The sequence below is a fragment of the Streptosporangium sp. NPDC020072 genome (assembly GCF_040631445.1).
Lineage (GTDB): Bacteria > Actinomycetota > Actinomycetes > Streptosporangiales > Streptosporangiaceae > Streptosporangium.
Genome location: NZ_JBEYAB010000018.1, coordinates 1 through 21,411, shown reverse-complemented (window position 1 = coordinate 21,411; position 21,411 = coordinate 1). Strand labels below are relative to the sequence as shown.

Genomic DNA, 21,411 nt, shown 5'->3' with positions numbered 1-21,411 from the left:
CATGAGACGGGACCCATCCTCACGGCCGGTCGTCGTCGCGGCCCGCCGCGGCCCCATCGGCACCGCCTTCCACGCCTTCAAGGAACTGACGGTCGAGGCGCTCGCCGCCCCTGTCATCGACGCCGTCGCCCGGGACGTCGCCCACCTGGGCCCGCCCGTCGAGGACGTCGTGCTCGGCAACTGCACCGGCCCCGGCGGCAACGTCGCACGGATCTGCGCGCTGGCCGCCGGGCTGGGCCACGGCGTCCCCGGCGTCACCGTGGACAGGCAGTGCGGCAGCGGCCTGGCCGCGATCCTGCTCGCGGGGAACGCGGTCGCCGCGGGGGAGACGGACCTCGTCGTCGCCGGAGGAGTGGAGAGCGCCTCGACCGCTCCGCTGCGGACCCGCCGCGGCACGGCCGTGCCGTACGAGCGGGCGCCGTTCGTCCCCGCGGGATGGCACGACCCCGAGATGGGGCCCGCCGCCGAGGCGCTGGCCGCCGCGCGCGGTGTGACCCGCGAACGTCAGGACGCCTACGCCCTGCTGAGCCACGCCAAGGCACTGGCCGCGCGGGAGGCGGGCCGGTTCGCCCAGGAGATCGTCACGGTCGGCGGCCGGGACGACGACCAGTGGCCGCGCCCGCTGCGCGCCCGGTCGCTGGCCCGGTTGCCCGCCGCGTTCGTGCCCGGCGGCACGGTGACCGCGGGCAACTCCTCCCCGGTCAGCGACGGGGTGGCGGCCGTCGCCCTCGTGCCGGAGTCGCTGCGGGCCGAGCTCGGGCTTGCGGGACTGCGGCTGCGGGCCGGAGCCGTCGTCGGCTGCGACCCCGCACTTCCCGGACTCGGACCGGTGCCCGCCGTACGGCGGGTGCTCGAACGCGCGGGGGCCGGCCTCGGGGAGGTCGCCGCGGTGGAGATCGTGGAGGCGTTCGCGGCGCAGGTGCTCGCGGTGACCGACGAACTCGGCCTCGACCCCCTCGGCGCGGACGCGGAGCGGGTCTGCGCGGACGGCGGCGCGCTCGCCCTCGGCCACCCGTGGGGCGCGACCGGCGCCGTGGTGGTCACCAGACTGTTCAGCAGGCTCGTACGGCAGGGCGCCCCAGCCGGGACACTGGGACTGGCGACGGCCGCGGTCGGCGGCGGCCTGGGCGTCGCCGCGTTGTTCGAGGTGGTGTAGATGATCGAGATGAACGACGTCGGGGTGCGGTTCGGGCGGCGTGAGGTGCTGCGCGGCATCACGGCCTCGCTGACCGAACGCAGGATCGGCGTGGTCGGGGCCAACGGCTCGGGCAAGAGCACCCTCGCCCGCCTGGTCAACGGCCTGGCCCTGCCGACCTCGGGCGGCGTCACCGTCTTCGGGCTCGACACCCGCCGTGACGCGGCCAGGATCAGGCGCCGGGTCGGGTTCCTGTTCAGCGACCCCGACGCGCAGATCGTCATGCCGACGGTCGCCGAGGACGTCGCCTTCTCCCTCAGGCGTGGAGGGCTGACACGGCAGGAGATCGACCTGCGGGTGCGGGAGGTCCTGGACAGGTACGGCCTGGCCGATCACGCCGACCATCCCGCGCACCACCTGTCCGGAGGCCAGAAGCAACTGCTCGCCCTGTGCTCGGTCATGGTGCTCGACCCGGAGGTCCTGGTCATGGACGAGCCGACGACGCTGCTCGACCTGCGCCACTCCCGCCAGGTCGCCGGCCTGCTGCGCGAGCTGCCGCAGCAGGTCGTGGTGGTCACCCACGACCTGCCGCTGCTGGCGGGTTTCGACCGCGTGCTGGTGCTGGACGAGGGACGGATCGTCGCCGACGACGAGCCGGAGGCGGCCATCGGCCACTACCGGAAGCTCATGGCGTGAACGCGCTCACCGGCGCCTACGTCCCCGGGAACTCGTTCCTGCACCGCCTGCCCGCCGGGGTCAAACTCCTTGGCCTGGCCCTGTCGTGCACCGTGCTCCTGCTGCTGCGCCCGCCCGTGGCGCTGGCGGGGGCGGCGTTCGCCGTGGCGCTGCTGTACGCGCTCTCCGGGGTCGGCGCCGCGGCGGCCTGGGCGCAGATCAGACCGGTCCGCTGGTTCGCCGTGGTCCTGTTCGCCATGCAGTACCTGCTGGACGGCTGGGCGGGGGCGCTGTCGTCCGTGCTTCGTGTCCTGCTCGCCGTCGCGCTGGCCGGGCTGGTCACGCTCACCACGCGTACCGCGGTCATGATGGCCACCCTGGAACGGCTGCTGGCCCCCGTCAGGTTCGTCGGCGCCGACCCCTTCCGCCTGTCGCTGCTGCTCTCCCTCACCCTGCGCAGCGTGCCCGTCGTCGCCGGGCTGGCCACCCGGGTCAGGGAGGCGCAGCGCGCCAGGGGCACCGAGTGGAGCGTGCGGGCCTTCGCCGTACCGCTGGTGGTGAGCGCCCTGCGGCACGCCGACACCCTGGGCGAGGCCCTCAGCGCCCGCGGCCTGGACGACTGACCACAGATCTCCATAAAAGCGGAAAAATCCAGATCCTCCTCGGTTATCGTGTGGACGATCTTGGCGGCGACCGTCACCACGCGTCCGGAGGGAAATGTGGCCGAGGGCTTTCCTGACCGTGGGTTCAAGGCCTACTGGTCGGCGATCGGGGTCTCGCAGTTCGGCACCGCCGTCAGCATGGTCACCATCCCGATGGTCGCCGTGCTGACCATCGGGGCCACGCCGGGGCAGATGACCTGGCTGGTGGTGATGGAGCTCGCGCCCGCGATGCTCGCCGGGGTTCCCGCCGCGGCCTGGGCCGACACGCTGCACCGGCGGTTGCCGCCGCTCATCGGCTGCAACGTCGTCCAGGCGCTGGTCGTGGGGGCGATTCCGCTGCTGTGGTGGCTGGGCTCGCTGAACTATCCGGCGCTGCTGGCCCTGGTCGGGGTCTCCTCACTGGTCCGCGGCCTGCAGTCGGCGCTGTCCAGCCCGATCCTGGTGCAGATCGTCCCCAGGGAACACCTCGTCGACGCCAACGGGAAGACGAACGCGACCCGCAGCGTCGCCGACATCGGCGGCCCCGCGGCCGGCGGGATGCTGATGGCGGTCCTCGCCGCCCCCCTGGTCGTCCTGGCCGACGCGTTGTCGTTCCTGCTCTCCGCGGCGCTGCTCACCCGGGTCAGGACGCCGCCACCCTCCGGGCGGGCCCCGAGGGAGAGATCACGCGGCACCCTCGGCGAGGTCGTACGGCTGGCCCGCGCTCTGGGCCGCCGCTCCGGAGTGCAGGCACTGGCCACCCTGTGCGTCGCCCAGGGGATCATGCAGCCGATCCTCGTCCTGTTCCTGGTGCGGGAACTCGGCCTGGGGCCGGCACCGATCGGGCTGCTGCTCGGTCTGGGCGCGGTCGGCGGCGTCGGCGGGGGACTCCTGCTGGGCAGGGTCATCGGGCGGCACGGCCCGGGACGGACGCTGGCGCTCGGCACCGCCGTCTCCATGTGCTCGCTGCTCGCACTGCCCTTCTCCGCCCCCGGCGTCTCCGGAGCCGCCGCGGTCGTCCTGTTCGAACTCGCGGGCAGCCTCGGCGGCACCGTCATGGCCGCCACGGTCTACGGAACCCTCCAGAGCGCGGCCAAGGACGGTGAGGTGGCCAAGGTGATGGCGCTGGCGGGCACCTTCCTGCAGGTCGGCGGCCTGGTGGGCTCCTTCGCCGGGGGAGCGCTGGCCACGGCGTTCGGGCTGCGCGCCGCCGCAGGAACGGCCGCCGCCCTGATGCCGCTGCTCCTGCTGCCCCAGCTCGTCCGCTGGTACACGGCCCGGTGGCGGATCGACACGGCCACCATCGGGTGAGTCCACGGTCGAATCCACGGTCCCGCCCCGGGGCGCTGCGGGACCGTGGATGTGTCACCTGGTCTCGACGGGCATGACCGAGGAGAGGCTCCGCTCGACGCGCTCGGCGTCGCCGAGCAGCACCGCCGTGGCCCGGCCCGGTCCCATGTAGGTCGAGGCCACGCGGTGCACGTCCTCGACCGTGGCCGCGGTGAGCCGTTCGACACGCCGCGCCAGGTGGTCCAGCCGCAGGCCGAACCCCGCCAGCGTCCCGGCGAACCTGGCCAGCCCCGCCTGGGTGGCCGTGGCGACCTGCAACGTGCCGATGGCGTACCGCCGGGCCTGCTCGACCTCCTCCGGCTCCGGCGGCAGCGTGGCGATCCTGCCCAGCTCGTAGAGGGTCTCGACCAGCGCGGGAGCCGTCACCTCGGTGGAGACGTCGACGGAGAGTATGACGGCGGAACCGCCGAGCGAGTGGTCGACGATCGAAGCGGGACCGTAGGAGTACCCCTTGTCCTCGCGGATGTTCTCCGTCCAGCGGGAGGAGAAGTAGCCACCGAAGATCAGGTTGGCCAGCTGCATGGCGGCGCTGTCCGGGTGGTCACGGCCGGGGGCGGGCAACGCGAACCGTATCGACGACTGGAGCGTGCCCGGCCGGTCGACCAGCAGCAGCGGCCCCGGCACCGGTGACGGTGCGGGCGGCATCGTCACCTTGTGCCCGCTCCCGGCCCACCCCCCGAGCCTGCGCCCGGCCAGTTCGATCGCCTCGCCGGGGTCCAGGTCGCCGACCAGCACCAGGACGGCGCCGTCGGGACGCATCCGCCGCTCGTGCAGGGCGCGTACCCGCCCGGCCTCGACCGCGCCGACCCGCTCGGGATCGGGCGTCTCCACCGCGTACGGGTGCGTGCCGTAGACCCGCTTCAGCAGTTCGGCCCTGGCCAGCGCGGGCGGCTGGCTCAGCGTCACCCGGAACCGGTCGGCGAGCCTGTCCCGTTCGACGGAGAACTCATGGTCGGGGTACCGGGCGTCGCAGAGCGCGTCCGCGAGCACCTCCAGCAGCCGGTCGAGACCGGAGGCCAGGCAGTCTCCGCTGACCAGCCACCGGTCGGGGCTCGCCCCGCAGTCGAGACTGCCGCCGATGGCCTGCGTCTCCTCGGCGATCACGGCGGCCGAGCGGGTCCCCGTACCGGAGAACAGCGTCTGCGCCAGCAGGGCGCCCTCGGCGATGTCCACCTCCGCCATCGGCACCCACAGCCGCGCCTCGACCAGCGGCGTGGTACGGCGGGCGATCGCCACCACCGTCAGCCCCGAGGGCAGCACCGCCTCCGCCTGCGGTGGCAGGACCAGAGGAACGGCGGGCTCCAGATCGGGCAGGGGCCGTACGGTCTGGGCGTTCATCGGCCCCTCCCCGCCACGACCTCGACCGAGGCCCGCCGGTCCGGGACCAGCCTGGCCGCGGCCGCTCCGACCTGCTCGGCCGTCACCGAGGACAGCAGCGCGGGCAGCTCGTTGAGCAGCGCCGGATTTCCTCGTTGCAGCTCCAGCACGGCCAGCCGTGTCGCCCGGTCGATCATCGTGTCCCCCTCGCGCAGCAGCAGAGCGGTCATCCGCGCCTGGACGCGCGACAGTTCCTCGGGAGCCGGGCCCTCGGTGGCCAGCCGCTCGGTCTCCTCGCCGATGACGTCGAGCACGTGCCCGGCGGACCCGCCCGCGGGCAGGTTGGCCTGCAGCAGCAGCGCCGTGGGGTCGAGGACGTCGAAGGGGTCGCCCATGAAACCCACGTAGCCGCTGACGCCGGTGGCCAGACGGTCCCCGAGCACGAGCCGGGAGACCAGACGCGAGGAGGCGCCGTCGGTGAGCACCTCCGACAGCACCACGTACGGCAGATAGCCCGCCAGGTCGGAAACCGGGTCGGGCACCCGCCACGCCGCCGCGACCGCGGGGGTCGGCGCCGCCGCGTCCACGTAGGAGTGGTGCCGGGCCGCGGTGAGATCGGGCTCCGCCAGGACGGGCGCGGGCGGCGCCGGGCGCGCGGGCACGTCGCCGAAGTGCCGCCGGACGAGCACCTCGGCCTGTTCCACGGAGAAACCACCGGTGACGCACAACACGGCGTTCCCGCAGGCGTAGTACCGGTCGAAGAACTCCTCGGCCTCGTCGACCCCGGCCGCGTCGAGGTCGGTGAAGGAGCCGTAGCCGTCGTGCGCGTTGGGGAAGGTGTCGAACATCACCGGGGGGAGCCGCAGCCACGGGAAACCGCCGAAGGGACGGTTGAGGACGTTGACCCGGATCTCCTCCTTGACCACGTCCACCTGGTTGCGCAGGGTCTCCGGGGTGATCCGCGGCGCGCGCATGCGGTCGGCCTCAAGGAACAGCACCCGTTCGAGGGCGTTGGCGGGAACCGTCTGGATGTATCTGGTGTAGTCCAGATGGGTCGAGCCGTTGAAGGTGCCTCCGGCTCCCTGGATGTGCCGGAAGTGTGCGAGTTTCTCCAGGTTCTCCGACCCCTGGAACATGAGGTGCTCGAACAGGTGGGCGAATCCGGTACGGCCCTGCGGCTCGGACCGGATGCCGGCGCCGTACACGACGGCGACCCCGGTCACGGGGCAGTCCGGCTCGGGGGCGAGCACGACCCGCAGCCCGTTGTCCAGGGTGAGGCGCTCGACCCGGTAACCGGTGCGCGGCCGGATGAGGTTTGACGTCGGCATTCGCGGCTACCCCCCGACCTGGGGCGCGTGCCCGAAGAGGGGGATCAAGCCGTCCTGGCCGATCGGTTCTCCCACTGCCATGGTGTCCTTTCGTGATCGCCGGGCAGATGCCTCCCCAGTCTTCCCAGTCGGAGCCCGGGGCGGAAGTGGGTCCCTGATCACGTCTGGATTGTCCGTTTCCTGGACAGTCGTGCGAGACTTTCGAGAGCGAGGTCCGCCAGCTGCTGGGCGGCACGTGAGGAAAGAAGGTCCGGGATGGTCAGGAAGGCTCCGCGAGAGGACGTCAACGAGGACGGGCTGGAGGTCGGCCCGCCCAAGGAGTGGGCGGCGGGCATCCCCGGGGTGACCCGGTCGCTGCTGACGTCCTACGCCCAGATGGGCGCGGGCCGTACGTTCCTGACCCTGGCCCGGGTCAACCAGAAGGACGGCTTCGACTGCCCCGGCTGCGCCTGGCCGGAGGGCGGGCACCGCAGCCCGGCGGAGTTCTGCGAGAACGGCGCCAAGGCGGTCGCCGAGGAGGCCACGACCCGCAGGGTCACCCGTGACTTCTTCACCGCCCACACGATCGGCGACCTGGCCCGCCACACCGACTACTGGCTGGGCCAGCAGGGGCGGCTCACCGAGCCGATGTACAAGCCGGAGGGCGCCGACCACTACGAACCGATCACCTGGGAGCGGGCCTTCGGCGTCGTCGCCGAGGAACTGCGCGCGCTCGGCGGCCCCGACGAGGCGGTCTTCTACACCTCGGGCCGCACCTCGAACGAGGCGGCGTTCGTCTACCAGCTCCTCGTGCGGCGCTTCGGCACCAACAACCTGCCCGACTGCTCCAACATGTGCCACGAGTCGAGCGGTTCGGCCCTCACCCAGACCCTGGGCATCGGCAAGGGCACGGTCTCACTGGAGGACCTGCACCGCGCCGACCTCGTCTTCGTGGTCGGCCAGAACCCCGGCACCAACCATCCGCGCATGCTGTCGGCGCTGGAACGGGCCAAGCGCAACGGGGCGCGGATCGTCGCGGTCAACCCGCTGCCCGAGGCGGGACTGCTGCGCTTCAAGAACCCGCAGCGCCCCTCGGGGCTGGCCGGGCGCGGCACGACACTGGCCGACCGGTTCCTGCAGATCCGCCTCAACGGCGACCTGGCGCTGTTCAAGGCGCTGTCCCGGCTGCTGCTGGAGGCCGAGGACGCCGCCCCCGGCACCGTGGTCGACCACGCCTTCGTCCAGGAGCACACCCACGGCTTCGAGGAGTGGGCGGCCGACACCCGTGCCCTGGACTGGGCGGAGGTCGAGGAGGCGACCGGGCTCGACCGCGGGGCCGTCGAGGAGACCGCCCGCGACGTGCTCGGCGCGAAGTCGGTGATCGTCTGCTGGGCGATGGGTCTCACCCAGCACAGGAACTCCGTCGCCACCATCAGGGAGGTGGTCAACTTCCTGCTGCTGCGCGGCAACGTCGGCCGCCCCGGGGCGGGGGTCTGCCCGGTCAGGGGCCACTCCAACGTCCAGGGCGACCGGACGATGGGCATCTACGAGAAGCCCTCCGCGGCCTTCCTCGACGCGCTCCGTGACGAGTTCGGCTTCGAGCCGCCCCGCGAGCACGGCCTGGACACCGTCGAGGCGATCAGGGCGCTGCGCTCGGGCGCGGCGAAGGTGTTCTTCGCGATGGGCGGCAACTTCGTGGCCGCGACGCCGGACACCGAGGTGACCGAGGCGGCGCTGCGCCGCGCCAGGCTGACCGTGCAGGTCTCCACCAAGCTGAACCGCTCCCACGCCGTCTGCGGCGAGCGGGCGCTGATCCTGCCGACGCTGGGCCGTACCGAACGCGACAACGACCGGTTCGTCACGGTCGAGGACTCCATGGGCATGGTCCACGCCTCCCGGGGCAGGCTCAGGCCCGCCTCGCCGGACCTGCTGCCCGAGGTGGCGATCGTCTGCGGCCTGGCCCGCGAGCTCTTCGAGGACGACCCGCATGTGCCCTGGAAGGAGTTCGAGGCCGACTACGACGCGATCAGGGAGCGCATCGCGCGGGTCGTGCCCGGCTTCGGCGACTTCAACACCCGGGTCCGCGCTCCCGGCGGATTCGCGCTGCCCAACGCGCCCCGCGACGAGCGGCGTTTCCCCACGGCGACGGGCCGGGCGACCTTCACCGTCAACCCGCTTGAGGTGCTGCGGGTCCCCGAGGGACGGCTGCTGCTGCAGACGGTCCGCAGCCACGACCAGTACAACACCACGATCTACGGCATGGACGACCGCTACCGGGGCGTGAGCGGCGGGCGCAGGGTCGTCTTCGTCAACCCGGACGACCTGGCCGAACGCGGCCTGGCGGACGGTGAGACGGTGGACCTGGTGAGCGAGTGGCCGGACGGCGAACGCAGGGCGGAGCGGTTCCGCGTCATCGCCTATCCGACCGCTCGGGGGTGCTGCGCGGCCTACTTCCCCGAGACCAACGTGCTCGTGCCGCTGGACTCCGTCGCGGAGACCTCCAACACCCCGACCTCGAAGAGTGTGGTCGTCAGGCTCGTCCGGCCCAACTGAGCACCGGGCGGCGGACGTGGACCGGCTCCCCGGGGCGGAGCATGCGAAACAGCGGTATGGCGTTGTGCAGCGGCACCCGCACGCACCCGTGGGAGGCGGGACGGCGCGGTACGAGCGTGGAGCCGTGCACGGCGATGCCGCCGTTGAAGTAGACCGGGTAGTACATCGCCCCCAGGGGGCCGGTCGACCAGCCGCGCACCCGCTCGCCGACCGTGAAGTCGCCGGGCGGCGTGTCGGCGAACCCGCAGTGTCCCCGGTCGCAGTAGGACTTGCGCGCGCCGGTCGAGACATGGCTGACGAGTACGGCCTTGCCGTCCCGCCACATCGTGAGCAGCTGGCGGGTCAGGTCGATCTCGACCCGTGAGGGGCTTCCCCCGGGCACCAGCGGCCTGATCCGCGCGGGCCTGGCCATCGCCCGCCGGGTGGCCGTGTCCACCCGGTCGAGGGCGGGCAGCCCGTTGGCCTTCTGGAAGGCCCACACGGCCATGCGCAGGGCGGAGTCGTACTCGGGGCCGGGAGCGCCGGGGGCGAACCCCAGCTCGCGCAGGCGCCTCTTCACCTGGCGGACCTCCTGCAGCCGGACGCCGAAGCGCAGGGTCTGCGGTGGCTGCCCGGCCGCCGAAGGAGGCGTGGCGTCCGCGTGGGCGGGCCCCGTGGACACGAGCGCGGCCGGGGTGAGAGCGGTGAGCACGACCAGAAGACAGCGGCCGACGGTACGCATGGTTCACGCCTGTCCGTTGCCGGGAGCGGATGTTCCCGGTGATCTTCCCGCAACGGCATGGAGTTGACGGGCTTTCCAGTGGTGTTCGTGCCGGGAGGGACGTGGCCCGGCGGGGAACGCCCGCCGGGCCCGTGGACCTCTACGACAGGAAGCGGGAGGTCATCATGCGAAGGAGCGGACGCTTCTCATGGATCGCCCCGGGACCCCGGCCGTGGCACCCCGGCCGGTGGCAGCCGAACCAGTGACGGCCGCCGTCGAGGTGGTGCCGGCTGTGGGTCCACACCTTCCCGGCCTGCCCTCCCGTTCCGCCCTCCACCGGAGGCTTGGGTGGACGCGGGGTCCGGGTGGGACTGGGTGTCGGGGTTGGTGTGGGAGTCGGGGTTGGTGTGGGTGTGGGTGTGGGAGTCGGGGTTGGTGTGGGTGTGGGTGTGGGTGTGGGTGTGGGTGTGGGTGTGGGTGTGGGTGTGGGTGTCGGGGTTGGTGTGGGTGTCGGGGTTGGTGTGGGCGTCGGTGCCCCGCAGTCGGGAAGGTCCCCGTTGAAGGGGTAGGCGTGGATCTCGTATCCGCCGTTCCCCGTGTGCGTGAGAGAGCCGTTGACGAACAGCCGCCCGTTGAAGCCCGGCATGCTCAGCGTCGTGGTGCTGGCCGGGTCGGCCACCAGGACGCTGCCCTGGAAGTTGCCGCCGCCCTGCAGGTTCACCGTGGTCGCGTCGGGGAAGTTCCACAGCGACCGCTCACGCAGCGCGTTCCACGGGTCGGCGTCGGCGATGTCGCCGCTGAAGGTGTTGATCGTACGGCTGGTGCCCAGCATGTTGATCAGGACGGTCGCGTTCGCGGGGATGCCCTCGAACACGATGCCCTGCGTGGAGCCCCCGGGGCCGGTCAGGTCGAAGTCGACGTTGAAGACCTGGAGCGCGGAGGTGCCGTCACCGGTGAACAGGGTCTGGGCGCCCTGGTTCACCGCGGTCCCCGTCGGCGTGCTCGGAGGGTTGCCGGTCGAGTCGGCGTAGCACCGGCTGGCCTGCTGCAGCGCGGGCACCAGGTCCAGATAGGGGGTCGCCGCGTCCGGGTCCTCGACGAGGGTTCCGGTGACCGTGCCCGTCAGGGGACCCGCGTGCCGTACCACCCCGCCTTCGGCCAGGAGGCGCTGGCCCGGAGCGACGGTGACCGATCCGCCGGTGGTCAGGAAGTCGGCCCCCTCGGGAGGCGGCACCCGTGAGCCGACCCCCGCGATGCCCACGTTGTAGGCGGGGGAGGCGGCGGCGTCCTTGTTCTGGTCGAAGTCGCCCAGCACGACCGCCCGGCCCTCGGCCTCGGCCGCGAAGCCCCGGACCAGGAAGTCGCCGCCGACGAAGGTGTTGATGGCGTTGTCACGGCCCGCGAAAGGCCTGTTGTTCACCGGAGGGAAGGGGGAGGGGCAGCTGCCCGGTACGCAGGGGCCCAGGCCGAAGGGCAGTGTCGCGGCCATGACGGCGGGAAGGGCGATGACGCCTCCCACCACGACGGCGAGGACCCCGGCACCTCCCGTCAGCAGCGAAGGGCGGCTGAAAACCCGGTATTTTCCGGGCCGTCGCATCTTTTGGAGCATGATCGATTCCTTTTTCCGAACGAGTCCTCCTCATCCTGAGCGGGAACATGATCATTTCCGTGATGGAAGCCCCCTGGTTGGTCACTGTTTGCGATCTACGGGGAAAAGCAAGGCGAAGATCAGTGCGGGACCGTGGCGAGCAGGTGCCGCAGGTGGTCCCGCAGGACCACGGCGTTGTTGTGCTCGGTGTCCCGTGCCGAGTACAGCAGGGTGACCGGCCCCTTCCTGGCGGCGTCGAGCAACGGCCGTACGGCCTCCGGGTTGGCCTCGAGCTCCCGCAGGTAGCGGTCACGGAACTCGGCGAACCGCTCGGGGCGATGCCCGAACCATGTCCTCAGCTCCGGCGAGGGCGCGACGTCGCGTGTCCAGCCGTCGAGCCTGAGGTCCTCCTTGCGCACGCCCCTCGGCCACATCCCGTCCACGAGGAAGACCGCCCCCGTGGTGGGTTCGGGATCGTACGCCCTGCTGATCGTGATACTCCCCATCCTCCGGACCTACCCGTCGACGGTGCCGTGAAGCCGTACGAGAGGTTATGAGGATTTTGTGAGGGATCTGCCAGAGGAGGTTCCTAGATTCGTCCTCGCCTCACCGAAACGCCTCACCGAGACAAGAAAGACGAGGACGAATGGACATGACCATGTGTGCCGTCACGCGGGGACCGTCGGACCCGGCGCGGACGTTCGCCGGGCGCGGGGGCGCCGGCCACGGGGACGCGGTGCGGGACGACGGCGTCCGCATCACCCGTGGCGTTCGCATCACCTGATCCGGGCCGGGGAGGGGTGGACGGGGGTGTGCGCCCCTCCCCGGTTCTCAGCCTCGGCCAGGCGCAGCCGTACGGCCGCCGCCCGGTCGTCGTCGAGCTCGGCGAAGATCTCCGCGGCCTCCCGCCAGTGCGCCCGCGCCGCCTCGTGGTCGCCGCAGTCGCGCAGGACCTCGCCGAGCAGGTCCAGGATCTCGGCCTCGTCCAGACGGTCGTCGAACTCCCGCATCACCCGCAGCGCCTGCGACAGCAGGACGCAGGCCTCCTCGTGCCGGCCGAGCCCGGCGTTGGCCGTGCCCAGCACGCGCAACGCCTCACCCACGCGATAACGGTCACCGAGCTCGGTGTAGCCGTCGAGCGCCGCCCGCGCGCCTGCCAGCGCCTCGTGATGGCGGCCGAGTTCGTTGTCGTTCCTGGCCAGGTCGTTGAGCGCCTCGGCCTCAAGACGCCGGTCACCGCTCAGCCTGGCGATCTCCAGCGCCCGGCCGTAGCACGACGCCGAGTCGGCGAACCTGCCGAGCCTGAAGTAGGTGGCGCCCATGTTGACCAGGACGTCCCCCTCAAGCCCCGGCTCCCCGATCCGTCGGGCCACCGCCAGTGCCTCCTCGTAGTGCGCGACGGCCTCCTCCGGCCTGCCGAGCAGCGCGCTGACCCAGGCCAGGTGGTTGAGGGCGAACCCCTCCTCGTACGGCTCACCCGCCCGTCCGCTCGCCTCGGCCGCGACGCGGAAGACGGTGGCCCAGGCCTCTCCGGGCACGTGCAGGTCGAGGAAGGAGGCCAGCAGCCGGGGAATCCGCCAGGCGGCCTCGTGCCGGTCGAGCGACGCCGCGCGCCGGGCGGCGGCCATCAGGTTGGGCAGTTCCTCCTCGTACCAGTCGACCGCCTCCTCGGGACCGCCGAAGCTCGGCAGGCTGAGCCCGGGCGGAACCGGCCCGTGTCCCGAGTCCCACACGGTCGGCGGCAGGTGTTCGGCGGCGGCGCGGGCCGCGTGCAGGTACCAGTCGAGCACCCGGCCGAGCGCGGCCTCCCGCTCCCGCCGATCCTCTCCCTCCCCGGCCCGTTCGGCGGCGTAGTCGCGCAGCAGGTCGTGGAAGTCGTACCGGCCGGGGAAACGGGACCTGAGCAGATGGTCGGCGGTGAGCCGGTCGAGCAGCGGGGTGACCTCCGCGAGGCCCGCGCCCATCAGCGCGGCCGCGGCCCCGGCGCTCACCTCGGGTCCGGGGTGCAGGCCGAGGAGCCGGAACAGCCGTGCCGCGTCCTCCTCAAGGGCGCCGTAGGTCCACGAGAAGACCGTGCGCAGGTCGGTGTGCCCGCCGTCCCCGGCGTCGAGCGCCGACAGCCGGGTCGCCTCGTCCCGCAGGTCGGCGACGAGCCTGCCGAGCGGCACGGCGGGGAAACGCGCCGCGCGCTCGGCGAAGATGCGCAGCGCCAGCGGGAGACGGGCGCACCGTTCGACGGCCTCCGCGACCGCCTCCGGCGCGGCGGCGACCCGGTCCCGGCCGAGGACCCCGGCCAGCAGTTCCGTCGCCTCCCGCTCGGACATCTGGTCGAGTACGACGCGCCGCGCGCCGTACTCGACGACGAGGCCGCGCAACTGGTTGCGGCTGGTGACGACGACCACCCCGCCGGAACCGGGGATCAGCGGGCGGACCTGCTCGCTGCTGCCCGCGTTGTCGAGCATCAGCAGCGTCCGCCTGCCGCTCAGCAGCGTCCTGAACAGGGCGGAGCGCTCGTCGAGACCGGCGGGAATCCGGCCCGCCGGGGTGCCGAGGGCCCGGAGCAGCGTCTCCAGGGCCTTGGCAGGGTCGACGGGCGGTTCGGGGCCGTAGCCGTGCAGGTCGAGGTAGAGCTGCCCGTCGGGGAAACGGTCGGAGATCCGGTGCGCCCAGTGGACGGCCAGCGCCGTCTTGCCGGACCCCGCGGTCCCCTGGAGGGAGACGATTCTCGGCCCCGTCGTGGGAACGTCCTTCCCGAGCAGCAGGTCGAGCGCGGCCAGCTCGGTCCTGCGGCCGGCGAAACCCGGCGTGTCGGGCCGCAGCTGCCGGGGGACGGGAACGGGGGCCTCCTCACGCGGCGCGGCGGCGGGCGCCCGCGGAGACCGGTCGGGCGACTCACCGGTCAGGATCGCCTGGTAGGCGGCGCGCAGCGAGGGGGCGGGATCGACACCGAGCTCCTCGGCCAGCAGCTCACGCAGTGAGTGGTAGGCCTGGATCGCCTCCGCGTGACGCCCGCAGCGGTGCAGCGCGAGCATCAGCAACTCCCAGAACGGCTCCCGCAGCGGGTGGGCACGGGTCAGCTCGCGCAGCGTGGTGACCAGCTCGGCGTGCCCGCCGGTGCGCAGCCCGATCTCCAGGCGTTCCTCCTGCAGGCGCAGCCACTCCTCGGTGAGCGGCCCGACCTCCTGGTCGTGGAGCACGGCCGAGTCCACGTTGGACAGCGCCGGGCCCCGCCACAGCCCCGCCGCCTCGGACAACGCCCGCGAGGCCGCGGCCAGGTCGCCCGCGGCGGCGGACCGCCGCCCGCTCTCCGCCAGGGAGCGCAGCCGCAGCAGGTCCAGCGACCCGGCGTCGACCTCGGCCCGGTAACCGTCGGGAAGGGTACGGATGACCTCACCGGGTTCCAGTTGCCGCCGCAGCCGGTTGACGTAGCTGTGCACGGTCGCCCGGGCCCTGGCGGGGTCGTCCGCCTCCTCCTCCCACAGCCAGGAGACAAGCCGGGAGACCGGGACGGTCTCACCGGGGCGCAGCAGCAGACCGGCCAGCACGACACGCAGTTTGTTGCCGCCGACCGGCACCTCCCGGCCCTGGGAGATTACGGTCAGCGGGCCGAGTACACGAAATCTCACACCATCACCTGTGACGCGGAACCGACGAGCCCGCCGTCCGGTCCTGGGACGGCGGAGGCGGCGCGCCACACGCTACCGCCGCTCGGCCCCACATGCCTCCTCGTACGGCGGAGGCGGGCGGCTCAGGCGTCCCGGGCGAGCAGTTCCTTGAGCGCGTCGTCGATGAAGGCGGTGTCCACCGGGTTGAGGCCGCCACCCGCGAAGTGCCCCCACGAGCCCGGGATCACCCGCAGTTCGGCCGAGGGCATGTGGGAGACCTCCCACTCGTTGTCCTCCGGCGGGAAGTAGAGGTCCTGCCGGCCGGGCATGATGATCGCGGGCATCCTGATCGAGGACAGCGCCTGCTCGGTGCCGCCGGCCCCGGGGGTCTTGCCGATGTCGGCGTTCTGCCAGGTCCACAGCATCGTGAGCAGGTTGTTCGCGTCGCGTTTGACGAACAGCCCCTCCCAGAAGCCGACGAGGAAGTCCTCAAGCGAGCCGTAGTCGAACGGGTCCCGCTCGTAGGTCCTCTCCCGGTAGAACTGCTGGGAGAAGCCCCAGCCCGCGTAGACCCGCGCCAGCGCCCGCAGGCCGGTCCAGGGCTCCTCGGTGTACCAGCCGTGCTTCCAGGCGGAGTCGGCGGTGAGCGCGGCCTTGACCCCCTCAAGGAAGACGATGTTGTGCAGGCTGGTCCTGGCCGAGCCGCAGAAGGGCAGGATGCGCCGCACCATCTCGGGATGGCTGACCGCCCACTGGTAGGTCTGGCCCGCTCCCATCGACCAGCCGGTGACCAGCGCGAGACGCTCGATGCCGAACACCTCGGTGACCAGGCGGTACTGCGCCTCGACGTTGTCGTACATCGTCACGTCGGGGAAGCGCGCCCTGTCGTGCGGCGGCGGGGTGTTGCTCGGCGACGACGACAGGCCGTTGCCGAACATGTTCGGGATGATGATGAAGTATCTCGACGGGTCCAGGGCCATGCCCTCGCCGATCAGCCACTCGTTGTCGTAGTGCTGGCCCGAGTACCACGTGGGGTAGACGATCGCGTTGCCCTTGTCGGCGTCGAGCTCGCCGTAGGTCTTGTAGGCGAGCTTCGCGCCGGGTAGCGTCGCGCCGTTCTGCAGCCGCACGTCCCCGAGTTCGAACACGTCGTAGTCCATCGTGGCCTCCCTCGCCGACCACCGGTCCCGGCCGTCCCAACCCCCTCATGGTAACCGGGACACTTCGGACAATCAGGAGGTAGGCAGGGATCTGACCTGCCCTTTCCTCCCGCCGTACCCGCCCCCGCGCCCACCGCGCCACAAGCCCACGGCGCGGTCCGGGGTCACCTGGGGCGGAGCCCGTCGAAGACGACGGCGAGGGTACGGCGCCGCAGGTCGGCGTCCCAGCCCGCGTGCAGCGCGCCCTGGCAGAGGGCGGTGAGCAGGGCGAGCACCTCGTCCGGGCGGGCGTCGGCGCGCACCGCCCCGGCCCGCTGCGCGCCGGTGAGGAGCCTGCCGACCTCCTCGCCGAGGAGCCGCACCGAGTCGGCGATCCCGACGGCGGTCCCGGACTCGGCCAGGAGGGCGACGACCGTCCTCTTGCCCGCGGCCTGCTCGACGATCCCCGTGACGAAGGAGAACAGCGCCGTCGCGGGGTCGGCGCGCTCGGCGAGTTCCCCGGCCTCCGCCGAGAGCCGTGACAACAGGTCCTTCATGATGGCCGCGAGCAGGTCACGTTTGGCGGGGAAGTGCTTGAAGACCGTGCCGACCGCGACCCCGGCACGGGCGGCGACCTCCTCGGTCGAGGCCGAGGGCCCCTTCTCGGCGAAGACCTGCTCGGCGGCGGCCAGGATCCTGGCCCGGTTGCGGCGGGCGTCGGCGCGCAGCCCCCTGGCGTCCCCCGGTGGTTTCGGCGTGTTCATCGGGTCGGTGTCCCTCCGGCGTCTCCGGCGTCTCCGGCGTTGACAAAGTGAGTCTCGACTCACCATATTGAAAGTGAGTAGAGACTCATCTTATCCGCCGTAACGGAGGGAGAACCGTCATGTCCGGTCCCCACGAGCTGTTCGAGCGCATGCGGGCACACTGGTTCGGCCTCGCGGAGGGGGAAGCGGAGGGGGACCTCCTGGCGGACGACGTCGTGCTGGAGATGCCCTTCGCGCCGCCCGGCACCCCGGGGCGCGTCCAGGGGCGTGAGGAGGTGCTGGCCTTCGTCACCCCTCGCAGGGCGGCCCTGCCCGCGCGGCTCGACGGCTTCCGTCTGCTGGCCGTCCACGAGACCGCCGACCCCGAGGTCATCGTCGTCGAGTACGAGCTCACCGGGGTCGCCACCCGTACCGGGCGCCGCGCGAGTCTTCCCTTCGTGGGGGTTCTCGGGGCGCGCGACGGCCGGGTGGCGTTCTGGCGGGAGTATCAGGACACCGCGGGCATCGCGCGGGCCCTCGGAGCGGGCTGACCCCGCGCGGGGAAGGGCGCGCTCAGTGCGCCCGAGGCAGGACGGGGAGCAGGTGGACCTCGGCGGCCGGGGGGAGGGCGCAGGCGAGCCCGCCGAGCCCCCTGGCGTTCTCGCCGCAGACGAACACGCTGATGTGACGGCGCATCCGCCCGTGGTCGTCGCGGAGCCTGCGCTCAAGCGACGGATGGGTACGGCAGAGCGTGTCGAGGGCGGCCCCCAGGGTGGGGCGGCCGCCGTCGCGGTCGGCGACCGCGAAGACGCGAAGCTCGACCATGTCGCCCGCCCAGCGCCCCAGGGCTGAGGGGAACACGAAGGTGACGAGTGTGGCGGACCTGGTCAACGTTCTTCCTTTCCGATGCGGCCTCATGCTGTCACGGCGCGGGACGCCGCGTCCCGCGCTCAGCCGGTCAGGTATGGCAGTGGGCACCCCGGCGCCGTCCCTCCTGGGGACGGTCCCGGTGGATGTCCGCGGGCGGGACCCCACCGCGCTGGAGCCTGAGGATCGTCTCCTCGACCATGTCGTCGGGTCCGCAGACGTAGACCTCGTGCCCGGCCCACGGCCGCAGGCGGTCGACGACCTCGGGCAGCCGCCCCCGTTCACCGCCGTAGCGGGGCTCGTCGGAGACCACGGGCACCACTTCGAGCCTGGGCACGCGTGAGCGCATCCTCATCAGGTCGGGCAGGTCGTAGAGCTCGCGCGAGGTGCGGGCGCCGTACAGCAGGCGGACGCGGGGCGGGGTGGGGTCCGAGGTGATCACGTGCTCCACGATGGCCTTCAGCGGGGCCAGGCCGGTGCCCCCGGCGACGCACAGGATGTCACGTCCGCGCTCGGGCGGCGTCATCGTGCCGCCCGGCGCGCCGAGCGTCACCGTGTCCCCGATCCGGGTGTGCCCGACAAGGGCGGAGGAGACCCAGCCGCCGGGGACGGCCCTGACGTGCAGGCGGACGGTGTTGTCCCGCCTGGGCGCGTTGGCGATGGAGAACGGGCGCCACACCCGCGGCCAGCGCGCGGTCTGCACGTCGACGTGCTGGCCCGGCAGGTACGGCAGCGGCTCGCCGGGCCGCAGGGTTATCACCGCGATGTCCGGGGCGCGCAGTTCGTGACCGATCACCTCGGCGGTCCACCAGGCGGGCGAGGTCCGGGCGTCCTCCTCGGCGGAGGTGATCATGATGTCGGCGGCGGCGGTGTAGGCGGCCAGCCACGCGGCCTCCATCTCGGGGCTCCACACCTCGGCGGCGAAGCGCCGCACCGTGGCCAGCAGGGCGTTGCCGAGCGTGGTGTAGTGCTCGGGGAGCACGCCGTACCTGCGGTGGCCCCGGCCGAGCTCGCCGAGGAACGACGACAGGCCGTCGAGGCTGTCGAGGCTCCACACGATCCTGGTCAGCGCGCCGAACAGGCGGTCGCGCTGGGTGTCCATCGCCGGGGGGAACATGGCCCGCATGTGCGGGTTCTCCGCGAACAGACGGCCGTAGAAATACGCGGCGGCCTTGTCCGCGACGGGTTCGATGACGGCGAAGCTTTCCTTCACGAGACGCGGATTCAAGGACATGGACGGAACCCACCCTAATTGACCGGATCGAATGTCCGATCACGCAGACCTACCTCCTGACGAATCCGGGTGATGAGCGTCCTGCGGCCCCGGCGCACCAGAGCGCTCGCATTTGAGTCTTCCATCACCATGTGAGGCTCACAACGTGTTCTCAGCAATATGGCGGGAATTCAAACTATCTGTAATTGCGAGACTATTTTTGGCGATCGTGCTATAGGAGTGACCTGGGTGGTCACAAATCGTATTTATCCGAACTTTGTTATTTATCCCTTGTGTGGGTGTTTGCCGTGTCGCCTGGTGCGGCTCGTCCCGTCCCTGCGTGGCGACGGCGCGGTGAGACGACACTGAGACCTTCAAAAGCGTGACATAACCGAAATAGGGTGCGCCATGATAGGGAAGTTGCTGAAGACGGGACGGGTGCCGCCCGGAACGGGGACGCCGCCGTCGCATGGCCCCCTTGGAGTTCCACATGCCCCGACCCCTGATCGGTGTCACCGCTTACCTTGAGGCCGCCCGCTGGGGCGACTGGGTCCGCGAGGCCGTCCTGTCGCCCCCCTCCTACGTGCGCGCGATCGAGAAGGCGGGCGGGATCGCCGTACTGGTCCCGCCGACGAACCCGGCCGCGGCCGGCGACCACGTGCGGCGTCTGTCCGGGCTGGTCCTCGCGGGCGGTGGCGCGCTCGACCCCTCCCTGTACGGCGCGTCCCCCGAGGGCCGCGCGGGCGCGCCCCAGCCCCACCGCGACCGGTTCGAGCTCGCCCTCGCCCGCGCCGCCGTACGGGAGGGTCTGCCGTTGCTGGCCGTGGCCAGGGGCATGCACGTCCTCAACGTCGCCCAGGGCGGCTCGCTGATCCCGTGGCTCTCCGACGAGGTCGGTCACGACCGTCACTCCGCCGCGGGCCGGGAGCACCTGATCCAGATCAGCGTCTCAAGCGGCCTGGGCAAGGCGGTCGGCGACCACGCGGAGGTGACCGCGCCGCACCACCAGGCCGTCAAGAGGCTGGGTGAGGGGCTGCTCGCCGTCGCGTGGGCCGACGACCAGATCGTCGAGGGGGTCGAGCTTCAGGGGCACCCCTTCTGCGTCGGCGTCCAGTGGCATCCGGAGCGCGCCGGCGACAACCGGCTGTTCGAGGCGCTGGTCCAGGCGGCGCGCTGAGGTGCCCCCGAGGTGTCACAGGTCGCAGGCGCCTGCGGTGTCGAGGGTCCGGGGCCTGCGCACGTGGTAGACGAAGGCGGGGGGAAGGTTGCCCCAGACGGTCCTGCCGACGACGACCTCCTCGAAGGTCTCGTGCAGACGGCGCCGGAAGCGCTGCGCGGGCCGCATGCGCTTGGCGAAGCTGTAGGCGAAGGTCGTGAAGGCCGTGTGCGGGCTCATGGTGGCCACGACGGCGTCCAGCAGGCGCGTCTGGGTGTCGGCGGAGAAGGCCGCCCAGGGCAGGCCGCTGATGACGGCGTCGGCCTTCTCAAGACCGCGCTCACGCAGCATCTCGGGCAGCCGCGCCGCGTCGCCGACCACCACGTCCACCTTCGGGTGCCGCTCCGACAGGAACGAGGCCAGCGCGGGATTGATCTCCACGGCCAGGTGGTGCCCCCTGCCGTTCAGCCGCCGCTGGATCTCCGCGGTGAACGCCCCCGTCCCCGGGCCCAGCTCGACGATCACGGGATCGCCCCGCTGGGGGACCGGGGTGGTCACCGTCTCGGCCAGCCGCCGTGAGCTCGGCGCCACCGCCCCAACGGTTCCCGGGGAGCGTAGCCACTGCCCCAGAAAGAGCGTGGTGTCTTTGGTCATGCTGTGAAGGGTAGAGGCTGAAGCGGGCGGAATGGCCCCGTAATCCGATTGATTTTCCTTCCGCCATGAGGAGGAGAGGGCCGACCTACCTCAGGAGGAGAGGCGCGGGCGCCGCGAACGGGTTCCGTCCCGGCGCCGTCCCCGGAGCACGGCGAATCCGCCACGCGGCGGATCGGCGGGTACCCCTGGAGGCTGACGACCCGGCGGATCCGCGCGGCCACGATGTGTCCCTGAACAGTCATTGCAGGAAGGACACATCTCATGCAGGAGGGCATCACCCGGCCGCTCTCGGCACCGGAGCGCTCCGTCTCCGCGGGCCTGCTGTACGGCCTGCGCGTTCTGGTGATCGCGCAGGCCGTCGGTCTGATCGTCGCGGCCTCCTTCGCGGGCCAGGCCGTACAGGGCGGAGCCGATCTGGCCGAGACCCACGTCATGGTCGGGATGGTGGTGCACCTGATCGCACTGCTGCAGACCGTCGCGGCCGTGCTGTTCTGGCGGCCGGGCCGAGGCGCGGGATGGCCCGCGGCGGCCAGCGCTGGCCTGCTCCTGATCGGCATGGGGCAGCACTTCACCTGGAACCTGCTCGGCACACACGTGCCCAGCGGGCTCACCCTGTTCGGGCTGACCGTGGCCCTGCTCGTCTGGGTCTGGTCGCCCCGCGCCGCGGTCCGCGGCCGCTGAGGCGCGGCGCGGGCGGTCTCCCGGCCCGCGCCTCGCCCGACCCCCGGAACCTCGGAAGGCCCGGGACGCACGAGACGGATCCGTCTC

19 protein-coding genes are annotated in these 21,411 nt (G+C 72.1%); 8 read left to right on the top strand and 11 right to left on the bottom strand.

All coding sequences use genetic code 11. The features are described from left to right. Position 1 precedes the first annotated feature (1 nt). The 4 genes from ABZ470_RS35275 to ABZ470_RS35260 are packed head-to-tail and all read left to right on the top strand — an operon-like array spanning position 2 to position 3,762. Positions 2–1,156: a thiolase family protein gene (locus ABZ470_RS35275; RefSeq protein ID WP_362916899.1), complete on the top strand. Its 1,155-nt coding sequence runs from the start codon at positions 2–4 to the stop codon at positions 1,154–1,156. Then, entirely contained in the window at positions 1,157–1,831 is a 675-nt protein-coding gene (locus ABZ470_RS35270) for an ABC transporter ATP-binding protein (protein WP_362781306.1), read from the top strand. It begins immediately after the preceding gene. Further along, entirely contained in the window at positions 1,828–2,433 is a 606-nt protein-coding gene (locus ABZ470_RS35265) for an energy-coupling factor transporter transmembrane protein EcfT (RefSeq protein ID WP_362916897.1), read from the top strand. Before ABZ470_RS35270 ends, ABZ470_RS35265 begins: the two co-directional genes overlap by 4 nt. Positions 2,434–2,481: 48 nt before the next feature. Next, positions 2,482–3,762: an MFS transporter gene (locus ABZ470_RS35260; RefSeq protein WP_362916895.1), complete on the top strand. Its 1,281-nt coding sequence runs from the start codon at positions 2,482–2,484 to the stop codon at positions 3,760–3,762. A 54-nt stretch (positions 3,763–3,816) separates the two neighbouring features. Here ABZ470_RS35260 and ABZ470_RS35255 read toward each other — a convergent pair whose 3' ends face one another. Both ABZ470_RS35255 and ABZ470_RS35250 read right to left on the bottom strand, forming a co-directional pair. Continuing rightward, positions 3,817–5,139, bottom strand: coding sequence for a pitrilysin family protein (locus ABZ470_RS35255; RefSeq protein WP_362916893.1), 1,323 nt, complete (start codon positions 5,137–5,139; stop codon positions 3,817–3,819). Further along, positions 5,136–6,446 (bottom strand): pitrilysin family protein, encoded by a 1,311-nt coding sequence (locus ABZ470_RS35250; RefSeq protein ID WP_362916891.1) that lies wholly within the window; start codon positions 6,444–6,446, stop codon positions 5,136–5,138. The genes ABZ470_RS35255 and ABZ470_RS35250 overlap by 4 nt, the downstream gene beginning before the upstream one ends. A 255-nt stretch (positions 6,447–6,701) precedes the next feature. Here ABZ470_RS35250 and ABZ470_RS35245 point away from each other — a divergent pair, with 255 nt between their 5' ends. After that, the gene (locus tag ABZ470_RS35245) at positions 6,702–8,978 is read left to right on the top strand and encodes an FdhF/YdeP family oxidoreductase (protein WP_362916889.1); all 2,277 of its coding nucleotides are present in this window, start codon (positions 6,702–6,704) and stop codon (positions 8,976–8,978) included. Here ABZ470_RS35245 and ABZ470_RS35240 read toward each other — a convergent pair. The 6 genes from ABZ470_RS35240 to ABZ470_RS35215 all read right to left on the bottom strand — a co-directional run bounded on the left by ABZ470_RS35240 (position 8,956) and on the right by ABZ470_RS35215 (position 16,774). After that, positions 8,956–9,699: a L,D-transpeptidase family protein gene (locus tag ABZ470_RS35240; protein WP_362916887.1), complete on the bottom strand. Its 744-nt coding sequence runs from the start codon at positions 9,697–9,699 to the stop codon at positions 8,956–8,958. The genes ABZ470_RS35245 and ABZ470_RS35240 overlap by 23 nt on opposite strands. Before the next feature lie 139 nt (positions 9,700–9,838). Then, a complete protein-coding gene (locus tag ABZ470_RS35235) occupies positions 9,839–11,287 on the bottom strand; it encodes a choice-of-anchor A family protein (protein ID WP_362916885.1) in 1,449 nt (482 codons plus the stop codon). Positions 11,288–11,406: 119 nt separating this feature from the next. Further along, positions 11,407–11,772, bottom strand: a complete 366-nt coding sequence (locus ABZ470_RS35230; protein WP_362916883.1) for a DUF488 family protein — start codon at positions 11,770–11,772, stop codon at positions 11,407–11,409. 270 nt (positions 11,773–12,042) lie between these two features. Beyond that, positions 12,043–14,892: a BTAD domain-containing putative transcriptional regulator gene (locus tag ABZ470_RS35225; protein ID WP_362916881.1), complete on the bottom strand. Its 2,850-nt coding sequence runs from the start codon at positions 14,890–14,892 to the stop codon at positions 12,043–12,045. A 122-nt stretch (positions 14,893–15,014) separates the two neighbouring features. Next, on the bottom strand, positions 15,015–16,031 hold the full coding sequence (locus ABZ470_RS35220) for an alpha/beta fold hydrolase (protein ID WP_362916879.1): 1,017 nt from the start codon (positions 16,029–16,031) through the stop codon (positions 15,015–15,017). A 164-nt stretch (positions 16,032–16,195) separates the two neighbouring features. Beyond that, positions 16,196–16,774, bottom strand: coding sequence for a helix-turn-helix domain-containing protein (locus ABZ470_RS35215; RefSeq protein ID WP_362916877.1), 579 nt, complete (start codon positions 16,772–16,774; stop codon positions 16,196–16,198). 119 nt (positions 16,775–16,893) lie between these two features. Between ABZ470_RS35215 and ABZ470_RS35210 the strand changes: the two genes are divergently transcribed. Next, the gene (locus tag ABZ470_RS35210) at positions 16,894–17,304 is read left to right on the top strand and encodes a nuclear transport factor 2 family protein (RefSeq protein WP_362916875.1); all 411 of its coding nucleotides are present in this window, start codon (positions 16,894–16,896) and stop codon (positions 17,302–17,304) included. A gap of 22 nt (positions 17,305–17,326) precedes the next feature. Here ABZ470_RS35210 and ABZ470_RS35205 read toward each other — a convergent pair whose 3' ends face one another. Both ABZ470_RS35205 and ABZ470_RS35200 read right to left on the bottom strand, forming a co-directional pair. Further along, entirely contained in the window at positions 17,327–17,644 is a 318-nt protein-coding gene (locus tag ABZ470_RS35205) for a molybdopterin synthase sulfur carrier subunit (protein WP_362916873.1), read from the bottom strand. 67 nt (positions 17,645–17,711) lie between these two features. Beyond that, positions 17,712–18,854 carry a globin domain-containing protein gene (locus ABZ470_RS35200; RefSeq protein ID WP_362916871.1) on the bottom strand — a complete coding sequence of 381 codons (1,143 nt, stop codon included), beginning with the start codon at positions 18,852–18,854 and terminating at the stop codon, positions 17,712–17,714. Between the two features lie 469 nt (positions 18,855–19,323). Between ABZ470_RS35200 and ABZ470_RS35195 the strand changes: the two genes are divergently transcribed. Next, complete coding sequence (locus tag ABZ470_RS35195) at positions 19,324–20,010, top strand: gamma-glutamyl-gamma-aminobutyrate hydrolase family protein (RefSeq protein WP_352012562.1); 687 nt, start codon at positions 19,324–19,326, stop codon at positions 20,008–20,010. 15 nt (positions 20,011–20,025) lie between these two features. Here the strand turns inward: ABZ470_RS35195 and ABZ470_RS35190 are convergent, their stop codons facing one another. After that, positions 20,026–20,643 (bottom strand): methyltransferase domain-containing protein, encoded by a 618-nt coding sequence (locus ABZ470_RS35190; protein ID WP_352012561.1) that lies wholly within the window; start codon positions 20,641–20,643, stop codon positions 20,026–20,028. A 261-nt stretch (positions 20,644–20,904) separates the two neighbouring features. On the opposite strand from ABZ470_RS35190, the gene ABZ470_RS35185 reads away from it, so the two are divergent. Beyond that, positions 20,905–21,324, top strand: a complete 420-nt coding sequence (locus ABZ470_RS35185) for a hypothetical protein (protein WP_362916869.1) — start codon at positions 20,905–20,907, stop codon at positions 21,322–21,324. The last annotated feature ends 87 nt before the right edge of the window (positions 21,325–21,411 follow it).